The following is a 14,350-nucleotide window of genomic DNA, read 5'->3' on the forward strand; positions in this document are numbered from 1 at the left end:
TCGTCGTATCCGCCCATGCGTCCCCATCCGTCCATAGGACGGACGCGCACGCGTATGCGCCGATCCGCTCCCGAAAAGGTGCGATCGGACGCAAAACAAGTCATCGCAACGGAAATCGCACGCATAGACGCTCCTCGTTACCGTTCACGAAACATTCTCGTAACCGAAGTTTCGAGCGGGCGAAACGCTTGTTCCTATGCTTAACCCTTGTAAGTTGTCAATCAACAAAACGTTCTCACCAAAGGAGCGATCGTGGCAGAGAATAAGATCTTCGCCCATACGCCGGAAGAAGTCGAGGCCCTCATCAACAAGGAAGGCATCGAGTACGTCTCCGTTCGTTTCACCGACCTCATCGGCGTTCAGCAGCACTTCACCGTGCCGGTCAGCGAGTTCCTGGACAACGCGTTCACCGACGGCATGCCGTTCGATGGTTCCTCCGTGCAGGGCTTCCAGGCCATCAACGAGTCCGACATGAAGCTGGTCCCGGACGTGACCACCGCCTTCGTCGACCCGTTCCGCAAGCACAAGACCCTCGACGTGGCCTTCTCCATCGTCGATCCGCTGACCGACGAGCCGTACTCCCGTGATCCTCGTCAGGTCGCCGGCAAGGCCGAGGCCTACCTGAAGTCCACCGGCGTGGCCGACACCGCGTCCTTCGCGCCCGAGGCCGAGTTCTTCATCTTCGACAAGGTCCGCTACGAGAACTCCATGCAGCGCTCCTTCTACGAGGTCGACTCCATCGAGGCCCCGTGGAACTCCGGCGTCGACACCGAAGAGGACGGCACCCCGAACATCGGCTTCAAGAACCGCATCAAGCGCGGCTACTTCCCGGTTCCGCCGATCGACCACAACCAGGACCTGCGCGACGACATGGTCGCCAACCTGCAGAAGGTCGGTCTGCAGCTCGAGCGCTCCCACCATGAGGTGGCCGGCGCCGGTCAGCAGGAGATCAACTACCGCTTCAACACCCTGCAGCACGCTGGCGATGACCTGATGAAGTACAAGTACATCGTCCACGAGACCGCCGCTCTGGCCGGCAAGTCCGTGACCTTCATGCCCAAGCCGATCGCCGGCGACAACGGCACCGGCATGCACTGCCACCAGTCCCTGTGGAAGGACGGCAAGCCGCTGTTCTACGATGAGCAGGGCTACGGCGGCCTGTCCGATATCGCCCGCTGGTACATCGGCGGTCTGATCAAGCACTCCTCCGCGGTCGTGGCGTTCACGAACCCGTCGCTGAACTCCTTCCACCGTCTGGTCCCGGGCTTCGAGGCCCCGGTTTCGCTGGTCTACTCGGCCCGCAACCGCTCCGCCGCCATCCGCATCCCGCTGGCCGGCACCTCCCCCGCCTCCAAGCGCATCGAGTTCCGTGCCCCGGATCCGTCCTGCAACCCGTTCCTGGCCTTCTCCGCCCAGATGATGGCCGGCCTCGACGGCATCCTGAACCACATCGAGCCGCCGGCACCGGTCGACAAGGACCTCTACGAGCTGCCGCCGGAAGAGCACGCCAGCATCAAGCAGGTGCCGAGCTCCCTCGGCGAGGCGCTGGACGCCCTTGAGGAGGACAACGACTTCCTCACCGCCGGCAACGTCTTCACCCCGGATCTGATCGAGACCTGGATCGACCTCAAGCGCGACGAGATCGATCAGGCCCGTCTGGCCCCGACCCCGCTCGAGTACGAGCTGTACTACCACATCTGATAGTCGCATGACTCGCGCCTGAAGCGCAATGGAAACGCCCTGACCACGCTGCTGGTCAGGGCGTTTTCGTATGCACGCATGCGCACTACAATGACGTTCCGGATGCCCGAGGGTTTTACGGGCGAACACATGCACATCTGGGAGATGGGAATCATGTCGCAGGATACTGCGGACGGCAGCATATCAGTCACTAGGCCGGATCGGGACGGCCAGGCCAGTCCCAAGGCCAATCCCAAGGCCAAGACCGGAGTCGCGGTCAAGGCCGCGCTGGCCGCGAACGTCGGCGTCGCCATCGCGAAGTTCGCGGCCGCGGCGTTCACCGGATCATCATCCATGTTCTCCGAATCCGTGCACTCGGTCGCCGACTGCGCGAACGAGCTCGTGCTCATGGTCGGAGACAAAGCATCCGATCATCAGACCGATGGCGATCACCCGTTCGGTCTGCACCGCGTCAAGTATCTTGCGAGCTTCATCGTCGCGACGCTGCTGTTCTTCGTCGGCGGCGTGTTCGCCGTATCGCAGGCGGCGGGCAAGCTCACCGGGCTGATCGAGGGCACGCTCCCCCGTCAGGCCAACTCGCTCGAGCTCGTCGCCGCGCTCGTCGTGGTCGGCGTCTCCGCATGTCTCGAGGGCTACGGTCTGCACACGTCCGTGCATGAGGCACGTGGCCGCATGAAGCGCGTCAAGGTGGAGAGCACGTCGCTGGTCCGGTTCTGGCGTCGCACGAAGTCGGCCGAACTCGCCTCCGTGATGATGGAGGACACGCTCGCCCTGATCGGCCTGGCCTTCGCAGGGCTCGGCATCGGCCTGTCCATCGCCACGGGCGACGAACTCTACGACGCGATCGGCGGCCTGATGGTCGGCCTCGTGTTGGTCTGCGGATCGGCGGCCCTCGCGTTCAAGTCCGGCTCGCTGCTGATCGGCGAGGACATCGACCCGCGTACACGCGAGATGCTCGTCGAGGCGATCGAATCCACCCCCGGCGTCGACCGACTCATCAACATGCAGGCCATCCACATGGACGAGGATGCGGTGCTGCTGTGCATGAAGGTCGAGACCTCGAAGCTCGACCGCGATTATGACGTGCAGACCGTCGACAAGATCGAATCAAGCATCCGCAGCCGAATGCCCTGGTACGAATGGGAGATCTATGTCGAGCCGGACATCTGGAGGAGTGGGAAGTAAGCCAGCTCGCTTGCAGCGAATCGTTCTCAATAAGGAACGTGTGAGGCAACCGCACTGAAACGCACAATCGCACATCACCCTTTAACGGCGGAATACCGACGATTCCAAGCAATCGGATGTGTGATTGACAACCCGTCAACCCTCACACTTTTGTTATCGAGAACGATTCGCTGTAAGGTCACCCATGCCGCCGTCCCCATATGGCAAGTCTCCTGCCGAGCACTGCGTCGGCCACATGATCGGCATACAGCGAGGAATGTTTGCCGATCAGATATTCTGTCATGTGCCCGATGTGGCTCATCCACCGTGTTATGCACCATATGCACATGGGAAAGTGAGCGGCGGAGAACATCCCGTATGGTCGGGGGCATGGTCTCATTCATGCAAAGCAACATCGTGGCGAACAGGAAGATGGAGCGGGACCGATGCAATGCGGCGGCCCGACGCACGAGTGCACCGTTGCACGTCGGGTATCTCAACGCGGTGCGGTATTGGGGTGCGCCGATTCCGGGTGACTGTGATCTCAGGGATGACACCGTGCATGTCTCGGTTCCGGAATCGTCCATGCGCAAGCGGGTCGCGGGAGTCACGTTCCATGTGTTTCGCGGAATGGAATCCTATCGCAAACAGGACTATGAGCGGTTCTGGGTGGCGTCGCCGGCGATGACCTGGGCGCAGATGGCGGGCCATTGCGGCGTGGAGGACCTTGCGGCGATCGGCTCGGCGATGCTCAGTCGCGATGAACGGCGCAAGGTAGCCACCCTCGCCGAGCTTCGGGAATACGTCGAGAACAGTCCCCGATTCCGAGGACGGAAGAACTGTCTCGCCGCATTGCCATATATCACCGAGAACACCGACTCGCCTCCGGAGACGCAGCTGTTCAAGGCGTTGAAGGATGCCGGCTTGGGGAATCCCTCGCCGAATCACCGAGTGGAATTGGACAGGTCCTACGCACTGCTGGACATGGCGTATCCCGACTGCAAGGTCGCGTTCGAATATCAGGGGTATCACCATGCCGAACCCGATCAGATGATGGCCGATGCGGCAAGACTGAACCGGCTGCAGGTGCGCGGATGGGTGATCGTGTACGTAACGGCCGACGACTTCCGCACGCCGGAGGCGCGTCGATCGTTCATGGCTCTGGCGCGGACCATGGTCGCACGACAGCGGTATCTGGCGGAATTTTGCAAGTTGTGGCAAACTCCCGTTGCAGCGAATCGTTCTCACTAAGGAACGTGTGAGGCAACCGCACGGGAACACACAATCGCACATCACCCCTTAGCGGTGGAATACCGCCGGTTTCAGGCAATCGGATGTGCGATTGACAGCCCGTCAACCCTCACACTTTTGTTATTGAGAACGGTTCGCTGTAAGGGAACTAGCCGATCAGCCGCTCGGCGAGCGCCTTGAACTCGGCGCCTAGGCCATCGGCCCTCAGTGCGCCGTCCTCGTCAAGGACCGCGGGGCGCCCCGCCTCGCCGGTCTCACGCAGTTCAGGCTCCAACGGCAGCTGCGCCATCAGCGGCACGTCATAGCCGAGGGCATCGGTGAGCTGGCGGGAGACGCGCTCGCCGCCGCCGCGGCCGAAGATGCGCAGTCGCTCGCCCTTGTGCTCGTAATAGCTCATGTTCTCCACGACGCCGCGCACCTTCATCGGCACCTGCAGCGCGACGAGTCCGGAACGCACGGCCACGTCGGAGGCGGACGGCTGCGGGGTCGTCACGACGACGAGCTCGGCGTTGGGCAGCGCCTGGGCGACGGAGATCGCCATGTCGCCGGTGCCGGGAGCGAGATCGAGCAGCAGCACATCCGGCTCCCCCCACCACACGTCGGACAGGAACTGTTCGAGCGACCGCTGCAGACGCGGACCGCGCCACAGGATCGCGCGGTCGGCGCCGGCGAACATGCCGATCGAGATGAGCTTGACCCCCCATGCGGTGACGGGCATGAGCATGCCGTTCAGGTTCGTGGGCTGCGTGTGCACGCCGAACAGGCGCGGCAGGGAGAAGCCGTAGATGTCCGCGTCGATGGCGGCCGTGTCGTAGCCGAGGGCCGCGAATGTGGCGGCGAGGTTCGCGGTGACGGACGACTTGCCGACGCCGCCCTTGCCGGAGGCGATCGCGAAGATGCGCGTTTTGATGCCGGGCTTGTTGAACGGGTTCTGCTTGCGTTCGGCCTTGAGGTCGGCGACGAGATCGTCGAGCTTGTCTCGGCTCATCGAACTGACCTCGATATGCGGGGTGAGCGACGCGTTCGGATAGGAGGCGACCGCGCCGTTGATCTGGTTGGTGATGGTCTCCGACAGAGGGCAGCCTTCGACGGTGAGTTCGACGTGTACGGTGACGTCGTAGGCAGGGCGATTGCCATCGGTCGACGACTCGGCCGGGACCGCGTTGATCGCGGCGATCATCCCCAGATCGGTGACGGAGCGGCCGAGCTCCGGGTCAATGACGCGGCTCAGCCGCTCGTAGATGTCCGCTTCGATCCGTCGGGTGTCTGCTGTCATGAATCCTCCTTAATTGCCGCGTACCACACTAGCGTGCCAATCGGCGGATTGCCAGACCCTTCGATCGCCCTATTCGCCGTCCGCTTCGCCGGTCTCCAGCAGGCGGTTGAACCCGGCCTCGTCGAGCATGGGGATACCGAGCTCCTCGGCCTTGGCGGCCTTGGATCCGGCGTTTGCGCCGACGACGACGTAGTCGGTCTTTTTGCTCACCGATCCGGCCGCTTTGCCGCCGCGTTCGATGATCGCCTCCTTGGCGGAGTCGCGCGAATAGCCTTCCAGCGAGCCGGTGACGACGACGGTCTTGCCGGCGAGAGTCTGCGGCAGCGTGCTTGTCTCCGCGGCGGCGACTCCCACGCCGGCCGCCCTCCACGCACGCAGCGTCTCGCCTCGCCAGTCGCCCGGCTCGCGTGCGGCGGCGAACCAGCCGACGACCGATTCGGCGATCTCCGGACCCACGCCGTCGATTTCGGTCAGCTCGTCGACGCTCGCCTCCGCGATCGCATCCAACGACCCCAGCGACGAGGCGATGAGACGGGCGGTGGGCGGCCCGAGACGCCTGATCGACAGGGCGACCAGCACGCGCCACAGGTCGGCGTGACGCGCCTTGTCGATCTCGTCGAACATCTTGCGCGTGTTCTCGCCCGGACGGATGTACACCGGCACGTCGGTCTCGCCTGCGCGCGTGCGCTTATGGTCGACGCGCACGATCTCGGCGTCCGCCGGCACGTCGTAGTCCGGATACGCCGATTCCGCCGACTCGTCGCGCCCCGCAAGCTGCTTGGACGTAAGCTTCCTCGCCGCCGTGGGCGTGGTCCAGAACGCCGGCACCTGATGCCACAGGCCCGATCCGCCGACGCGCCGACGCGTCTTCTTCTTGCGACCGTTCGCGTCGACCGTCTCGTGCACCTCGATGATCGGCGCTTCACGCCACACGCGCACGTCCTTCAAGTCGGCGGCGGTCAGGGCGAACAGTCCCGCCTCGCTGGAGAGCACCGGCACCTGCGGCTCGGGCAGGGCAAGACCCGGCACCGGATCGTACGGTTCCGGCTCCTCGCCCGGCGCGACGAGGATCTCGGTGGTGTTCGGCGCGAACGTCGCGACCGAACCGGGCCGGTTCTCCTCCGGGTTCGTCAGCGCGATCGCCGACTGGTCGCCCAGATGCTCGATGTCGAACGCCTTGCGCGAGGCGAGCGAGATCACGCGTTCGGTCAGCTGCGCGGGGCAGCTTTCGACGTTCGGGCAGCGGATGTCCTTGTCGCCCTCCTTGGCGGGGGCGAGCTTCGCCCCGCACGACGGACAGTATTCGGGCATGACGAACTCGCGCAATTCGCCCTCGCGGCCGCGGCGACGCTCCAGCACCGGTCCGACAAGCTCGGGGATCACGTCTCCCGCCTTGCGCACGACGACCGTGTCGCCGATCAGCACGCCCTTGCGCTTGACCTCGAACGGATTGTGCAACGTGGTGCGCGCGACCGTCGACCCGGCCACGTACACGGGCTTCAGAATCGCGACGGGCGTCACACGTCCGGTGCGTCCGACCTGCACGGTGATGTCGAGCAGTTCGGTGTTGACCTCCTCGGGCGGGTACTTGTAGGCGATCGCCCATCGCGGCGCGCGCGAGGTCGCGCCGAGGGAGCGCTGCAGCGCGAGATCGTCGACCTTGACGACGATGCCGTCAAGCGCATGCTCGATGTCGCCGCGATGCTCGCCGTAGTAGTCGATCATCGACAGGATCTCGTCAAACGACTTCACGGTGCGGTTGTGCGGGGAGACCGGCACGCCCCACTTCTCATACAGCTCGTACGCCTCGGATTGGTCGTTGACCTCATCGTGGGAGTCGGCCGCGCGTCCCGCACCCCAGCGCAGCGTGCCGATGCCGTGCGCGTAGAAGCTCAGCCGGCGGGTGGCGGTGATGCGCGGATCCTTCTGACGCAGCGATCCGGCCGCCGCATTACGCGGGTTCGCGAACGGCGTGCGACCGGCGTCCTCCTGTTCGTCGTTGAGCTTGCGGAAGTCGTCCCAGCGCATGAACACCTCGCCGCGGATCTCGACGAATTCGGGGATGTCGTCCTTGTCGCCGCCGAGATTCACGGGGATCGACCCGATCGTGCGCACGTTCAAGGTGATGTCCTCGCCGGTGACGCCGTCGCCGCGCGTCAATCCCTGCTCGAGCACGCCGTTCCTATAAATGAGATTCAGGGCAAGGCCGTCGATCTTGACCTCGCAGCTCATCGGCAGCGCCTTGCCGTCCGGCCAGTCGAGATCGCGGCGTACCGAATCGTACCAGTCCCTGAGCTCCTCGATGGAGAACACGTCGTCGAGGCTCATCATGCGCGACGGGTGACGGACGGACACGAAATCGTTGGAGAACGTGCCTCCGACGCGATGCGTGGGACTCTGCGGGTTGTCAAGCGCGGGGAACGCGGCCTCGAGCCGCTGCAGGCAGCGCAGTCGCGCGTCATACGCGGCGTCGGAGGAGACCGGCGAGTCGTCGATGTAATAGGCGATCTGATCCGACTCGACCCATGCGGCGACACGCGCCCACAGGCGCTGTGCGTTCTCCGCACTCAGCGATGCGACATCAAGCCGGTCGAGTCGCACCGCGTCGGAGTCGGTGGGCTGGAGCGCGGCGATCCATTGCTCGCTGCCGGGCCGGCCCTCATCGGCGACGATGTCGGGCGACCCATCCGCCGTATCGAAGTCCCACGCAAGCTGTTCGTCTGCCATATTCCCGCCTTTGCTCATGGTCCGATTGCTCTGTCGATTGTACCCATGGAGCGATCACGGCTTACAGCGAACCGTTCTCGATAACAAAAGTGTGAAGGTTGACGAGCTGTCAATCGCACATCCGATTGCCTGCAATCGGCGGTATTCCGCCGCTAAGGGGTGATGTGCGATTGTGCGTTCCCGTACGGTTGCCTCACACGTTCCTTATTGAGAACGATTCGCTGCAACGGGTTGGAGCCTCACACGCTCAGGGAGCGGATGAACTGGGCCTGCACCACGTCGATGCCGCTGTCGTCGTCATCGGCCATGCGCGCGGTGGCGACGGAGAGTGTACGGGCGGGCACGAACAGTCCCTCGTCGACCGTAAGTCGTGCGGCGTCGGCCACGATGCGCGCCACCTCGGTGTGCGGCCACACCGGCAGATCATGCGCGGCAAGCACCGCGGCCGCGTCGGCCACGCTCTCCGGCACGCGGATGCACTGCGAGTCGGCGCGGGCGACGAGCTCCTGCAGTTCCCCCTCCAATGCGGAGATCTGCCCGGGGGCGATGTGGTCGCTCATGATGTACGCGGCCACCGCCACATCGAAATGATCCTGCATCCACTCGTCGTAGGCGAGGCGATAGTAGGCGAACGCGGCGTCGTCGCGATCGAGGGCGACCCGCAGGGCGTTGAGGCATGCGGCGCGCGCCGAATCCCAGTCCTCGTTGCGTGCCAGCTGCACGGCGAGCTTCAGGTGCGTGAGCGGATAGGCGGGCGCGTAGGCCACCATCGCGTTGAGATGCTTGAGGGAGTGGGAGGCGCCCTTGACCTGCGCGAGCACGTCGGCAAGCTCCATGTGCGCGTAGAACAGGTTGTCGGGGATCAGCACCGTGCGCTCGCCGGATGTGGCGAACAGACGATTGTAGATGACGCGTTCAGCGTACGAGTTGAAGTAACGCGGCACGCCGCCGCCCTTGGCGTACAGCGCGTCGACGTGTCCGATCGCGGCCTCGGCGGCCTCGAACGCCTGATCGACCTGTCCGTTGAACAGGAGGTCGCGAGCCTTGAGCCGTTCCCTGTCGAGCTCGTCGGCCATGCGCAGCGCGACCGATGGCGTATCCCGCCCGTCGATGAGCGCGCTGGTGATCAGCGGCGCCTGTTCACTCAGTTCCGGGTCTCCGATCATGTCGACGATGCGCATCGCCTCCTGGGCCTTGGCGACGGACGGCATCGTCTCGTCGGAGGCGAGACGATGGAAGTCCGTGTCGGCGCGCTGCATGAGGTCGACGCGCTGGATCGACAGGCCGGAGGCCCTCGTGGTGCCGAGCACGCGAGCGGTCTCGCCGGTGAAGACGCGGTCGGACATCTCCGGCTCCTCCTGGGCGCCGGCGGGCGCGAACGCCGGGTCGCGCAGGTCGAAGCCCTCGTTGACGGGCTTGAGCGCACCGGAATCGACGTCCATCACGGCGTCGAACATGCGATACGTGCTCATCGGATGCGAGAGCGAATCCTGTTCGACGCGCATGAGGAACGCCTCGCGCGTGAACGTCACGGTGGCGAGGTTGCGGACGGTGGGATTGCGCCTGAGCACGCTCATCGGGTCGTCCGCCGCGCCGGAATCGCCGTCATCGTCACCATCCGGTCCGGAGCCGAGACCTGCGCCGGAGATCAGTCCGTTGGCGCCGAACTCGTCATCGGCCATATCGTCGGAATCGGAGACGTCATCGACGGTATCGTCGCCGTCCGCCCGTCCGTCGATGCCGTTGCGGCCATCGCCCGGATTGGCGAACGCCGTCTCGTCGATGTCGATGTCGACGTCCCTGACCAGATCCTCGAACCGCTGATCGAGCGTGTCCCCGGAGACGCCGGAGGCGGCCGTCGCGTCGGCGGAGGATTCACCCGCTTCGCTCCCGTCCCCAGCATCGCCCGACTGGTCGGACGCACGATCCGCGATCGGACGGGAGGGCGACGGCGTACGCGTCGGATCGCCATGGAAGTCACCGTCCTTCGGCTCGGACTTGCCACCGTGCACCGCGCCCACGTTGCCGGTGTGCATGCGTTCGAACGCGCTCAGCGCCTCGCTCATCATCTCCTCGATGGCGGAGTCCTGTTCGGCGAGCGCCTCCTCGAGCCCCAGCGAGTCGACGTGCAGGGACACCTCGTGCACGCGCTCGGAGGCCGCGAAGCTCAGCGCCGCCATGATCAGGCCGACGCGCAGGTTGTAGTCGGCGCTCATTTCGGCGCGTTCGCGGTCGGAGAGCTTGACCCAGCTGTGCGACTGCTCGTCGTACCGGCTCGCCGGCATCATCGAGACGCCGGCGGTGGTGAAGCCGACGGCCACGCGTCCGGCGGCGAGGTTGGAGCGGATCTCCACGTCGAAGCGGTACGGCAGGCGCAGTTTCCTCACGAGCAGCGCCATGCTCTGACGGTAGGTCCATTCGGAGTCGGTGCCGCCGCGTTCCCTCGCTCTCTCGCCGATGTCGCGTGCGATGCGGCGCGCCTGTTCGATGAGCGCGAGCATCGAATTGGCGTCGTCCTGCTGCCCGGAGCCGAGGGATCCGTCCGTGGGGTCGCCTCCGCCGAGGGCGATCAGCGCCGGATCGTTGAGAAGCTTCAGGTCGAGGGTCGAGGCCTGGGCGCGGGTGATCGTCTCCTCGGTGGGTTCGAGCCCAAGGCGCGTGTTGCGTTCCAACCATGCGCTCACCTGCGCGAAGCGGTTGAGGTTGCCTTCGATGGCGAGCGCGCGCAGGGCCGGGGCGAGCGACAGCGAGGAGTCCCAGTTGAAGAAGTAGGAGCCGGAATAGCTGGAGGTGTACAGGTGCAGCGGTTCGGCCCCGTGGACGGCCTCGAGGCCGGGGGCGTCGTCGAGCGCGCCGGCCTCGTGCATGAGTTCGGCGAAGTGGTCCTCGAGCCCGGACACGCGCATGCCGTGGGCGCGCACGGCGAGCATGTCGCGTACGGAGCGGCGGATCGCGCCCATCGACGCCTCGCGGTTGAGCCTGCGGAAGATGTTGCCCGCGCCGAATCCGAGCATGAGGCCGCTCATCTGCGGCAGCATGTAGGCGGCGAAGAAGCCGATGGCGATGGCGTCACGGTATTCGAGGTCCTCGCGCATCTCGCGAGGCAGGGGGTAGCGCATCTGTTCGAGGCGGTATCGGCCGCCGCGCGACCCCCAGCCGTCCCTGCCGACGCCGACGCCGATGCCACGGCCCTTGCCGTCGTCGGTGCGGCTCCATGCGGCGAGCCAGGTCATGCGTCCGCGGTCGTCGCGGCCGACGATGCCGCCGCCGACGCGGGGGCTGCCGGCGGCACCGGAGACGTTCGAGGAGCCCGGCTTGCGGCCGTCGGCTCCGTTGCCGTTCGCGAGGCCGCGCGGCTCCTTGGTGAACATGAACCGCGGTTGCATGTTCTGCACGTCCATGCCGATCTCGGGGCCGACGAACACGCGGCCGCGGCCGTCGGCGTATGCGATCTGGGAGAAGTGGTCCTTGTCGGCGAACACGCCGAGCGAGAAGCCCTCCCCGGACGAGGAGGACGGGCCGCTGCCCGACAGCTGCGCCCAGCCGAGCGTGAGCTTGCCGGGCACGTCATCGAAGTCAAGCAGGTGACGTTTGACGAGCGGGCCGAGCCTGCGAGAATGGCTGGCGAGCTCCCGGGCCACATCGAGCTCGACGTCGCTGGGGTCACGTCCGACGTCGGAGGTGTCGGACGCGGCCCGGTTCATCGCCTCGGCCGCCGCACGGTCGAGGGTGGCACCGAACGGGTCGGCCGATTCCATGGCGCCCTCCACGGCGCCTCGACCCGAGCGAGTCAGGCGCGACGCGAACCGCAGCGCTCGCGTCATCGCGTCCCTGATCGGGTCGGGAATCGGTGCGAACGGGAAATTGCGATGTGGCTTACGTACTGACATGCCTCACATTGTTTCAACGCAACCCGACATGGCGGTCGGCCGTGAAGCCTACAGAATAATGCCTATAGAATAAGGGGGTGCCTCATCTTCCCCGGCTTTCCTTTGGGCTTTCCCCGCTGCCGCGACGGCTGCTGCGCCGTCACCGACGCGCGATCGTGCTGACCGTCGTCACGGCGCTGCTCATCCTGCTGATCGAATGCTTCGGGTTCAACATGCCGTTCTGGCGCACGCTCGGCGCGAGCATGGATTCGGCAGCATACGAGAACACGATGGGACCGGGATTGGAACGCACTGACACGGGTTCGCTGCGCGTCACCGATCCGAGCGGGGCCTGGCTTCAGGTCGAGACGGACGGCACGTCCGATTTCGCACGCGTCGATGCGCTCACGCCGAAGCAGGATGCACTGCGCATCGTGCATCTGCGCGCCTCGCTCGACGGCGGCACGGCCACCTCCCGCACCGTCTCATTGGTCTCCCAGCGCTCCCTGTTCATCCCGACGCATGGCGCGGGAACACTACGCGTGTGGATCGAGGAGGGCAGGAATCAGATCATTCCGATCGAGGCGATACGCGCGAACGTGCGTGTTCCGTTCACGTTCGACGTGACGCGGGTGGCGCTGATGGCGGGCGCGGTGCTGATGGTCGTTCTGCTCGGCCCGTGGTCGAGGCTGTGGCGCATCGCATTGGACACGTCGAGTCTCCGGCAGCGTCTGGGATTCGCCGCATTGCTGACGCCGTTCGCCGTGTCCATGGTGACGAACGTCGTCTGGCAGATGATGTACTCGCAGCCGCTGGTCTTCCACGCCCTGGGAGGCTACACCTACGATTTCGAACAGTACGGCCGGCTGGCCGACTCGCTCCTGCACGGCCGCACCTGGCTCGATCTGATGGTGCCGCCGGAGCTTGCCGCAGCGGCCGATCCGCATGACGTCATCACCCGCAATCGCCTGTTCGCCGAGGGCGTCGACCCGATCTACTGGGATCACGCGTACTTCGAGGGACGCTGGTACACGTATTTCGGCGTGCTGCCGGCGGTGCTGCTGTTCATGCCCTACCGGGTGTTGAGCGGCAGGATGCTCTCGAGCGCCGCGGCCGTGCATCTGCTCATGTTCCTGGCGCTGCTGTTCACCTGTCTGCTGGTCGTGCGCGTCATCGCCCGTCTCGCACCGCGCACGTCGGTGGCGGCCACGCTGATCGCACTGGTCTTCGTACCGCTGGCCGGCAACTATGGGTACCTGTTCTACCGTACGAACTTCTATTCGGTGCCGTTCGCCGCCTCGCTGACCCTGACCGCACTTGGATTGTGGCTGTGGGTGGGGGCGCAGACCGCCAAGCCGCCGCTCAACCCGGCCGACCGGTGGCAGGTCGGTTCGGCGCCGGAGATCTCCCTGCCGCGCCTGGGACTGGGGGCGCTGTGCATCGCCTCGAACTTCGGATGCCGCCCCACGTTCTGTCTGGCGGCGCTGCTCGGCTTCCCGCTGTTCTGGCCGCAGATCCACGCACTGGTCTCGCATCTCGCCGCCGGCAAGGTGTCGTGGCGCAAGGCACTGCGCGCCCCGGGCGTGGTGATCGCGGCCGCCGCGGTGCCGATCGTGCCGCTCATGCTGTACAACCGCGCGCGTTTCGGCTCCCTGTTCGACTTCGGCACCGCCTATCAGATGACCGTCACCGACATGACCCGGTTCAGGGAGCCGATCGCGGACATCCTGCCGGTGATCGGCTACTACCTGTTCCTGCCGTTGCGCTTCGGCGACGGCTTCCCGTGGCTGCGCCTCTCCCCCACGCCGCTGCCCGAATGGTCGTTCGCCGAGCCGATGGTGGGCGGCCTGTTCGTCCTGTGCCCGCTGCTGCTGGCCGCCTTCGCGCTGCCGGCGCTGCTGCGCGTGCCGGATACGGGCCGTACGCCCGGATTGCGTCCGATGCTGATGGGGATGCTCGTGCTGGGCCTCGCCCTGGTGGCGTTCGATGCGGTGAGCGCCGGCCTCGGCTGGCGGTACATGTGCGATTTCGGCTGGCTGTTCGCGCTGTCCGCGCTGCCGGCCCTGCTGCGCGTGATGGGGGACGTCGTCGACCATGACGACATGGCAGCGGCCGACGCATCCTCCCGCGTCTGCCGCATCCGTCCGGCGTTGCGTCTGATCGTACTCGCGATCCTCATGTGGTCGCTGCTGGTGGCTCTGACCTGCTGGTTCACTCCGGGCCGTCAGGATGTGATGCTCTCCGGCAATCCGCGCCTGTTCGGCGATGTGGCCTCCTGGTTCCTCGCCTGAGAGAGAAAACCGGATGCGCTCCCAGCGAACATTCAGCGAACGAGTCTTGCACGTACAGGCAAACCCCAAGA

General features: G+C 65.6%; 7 protein-coding genes. 4 read left to right on the top strand and 3 right to left on the bottom strand.

Annotated elements, in window-relative coordinates; translation table 11 throughout:
- Nucleotides 1–267: 267 nt before the first annotated feature.
- The 3 genes from glnA to BCAL_RS10280 all read left to right on the top strand — a co-directional run bounded on the left by glnA (nucleotide 268) and on the right by BCAL_RS10280 (nucleotide 4,116).
- Complete coding sequence (gene glnA, locus BCAL_RS10270) at nucleotides 268–1,701, top strand: type I glutamate--ammonia ligase (protein ID WP_043166424.1); 1,434 nt, start codon at nucleotides 268–270, stop codon at nucleotides 1,699–1,701.
- 153 nt (nucleotides 1,702–1,854) lie between these two features.
- On the top strand, nucleotides 1,855–2,886 hold the full coding sequence (locus BCAL_RS10275; RefSeq protein ID WP_043166371.1) for a cation diffusion facilitator family transporter: 1,032 nt from the start codon (nucleotides 1,855–1,857) through the stop codon (nucleotides 2,884–2,886).
- Nucleotides 2,887–3,450: 564 nt separating this feature from the next.
- Nucleotides 3,451–4,116: a hypothetical protein gene (locus BCAL_RS10280; protein ID WP_238549687.1), complete on the top strand. Its 666-nt coding sequence runs from the start codon at nucleotides 3,451–3,453 to the stop codon at nucleotides 4,114–4,116.
- Nucleotides 4,117–4,264: 148 nt separating this feature from the next.
- On the opposite strand, the gene BCAL_RS10285 is transcribed toward BCAL_RS10280, so the two are convergent.
- The 3 genes from BCAL_RS10285 to BCAL_RS13520 all read right to left on the bottom strand — a co-directional run bounded on the left by BCAL_RS10285 (nucleotide 4,265) and on the right by BCAL_RS13520 (nucleotide 11,823).
- Nucleotides 4,265–5,392, bottom strand: a complete 1,128-nt coding sequence (locus BCAL_RS10285) for an Mrp/NBP35 family ATP-binding protein (RefSeq protein WP_043166370.1) — start codon at nucleotides 5,390–5,392, stop codon at nucleotides 4,265–4,267.
- A 69-nt stretch (nucleotides 5,393–5,461) separates the two neighbouring features.
- The gene (gene ligA, locus BCAL_RS10290; protein WP_043166369.1) at nucleotides 5,462–8,137 is read right to left on the bottom strand and encodes an NAD-dependent DNA ligase LigA; all 2,676 of its coding nucleotides are present in this window, start codon (nucleotides 8,135–8,137) and stop codon (nucleotides 5,462–5,464) included.
- A gap of 221 nt (nucleotides 8,138–8,358) precedes the next feature.
- Nucleotides 8,359–11,823, bottom strand: coding sequence for a tetratricopeptide repeat protein (locus BCAL_RS13520; RefSeq protein WP_238549692.1), 3,465 nt, complete (start codon nucleotides 11,821–11,823; stop codon nucleotides 8,359–8,361).
- A gap of 263 nt (nucleotides 11,824–12,086) precedes the next feature.
- Here BCAL_RS13520 and BCAL_RS10300 point away from each other — a divergent pair, with 263 nt between their 5' ends.
- Nucleotides 12,087–14,279: a hypothetical protein gene (locus tag BCAL_RS10300; RefSeq protein WP_238549688.1), complete on the top strand. Its 2,193-nt coding sequence runs from the start codon at nucleotides 12,087–12,089 to the stop codon at nucleotides 14,277–14,279.
- Nucleotides 14,280–14,350: the final 71 nt, after the last annotated feature.

The organism is Bifidobacterium callitrichos DSM 23973, from assembly GCF_000741175.1.
In the GTDB taxonomy this organism is placed as follows: Bacteria; Actinomycetota; Actinomycetes; order Actinomycetales; family Bifidobacteriaceae; genus Bifidobacterium; species Bifidobacterium callitrichos.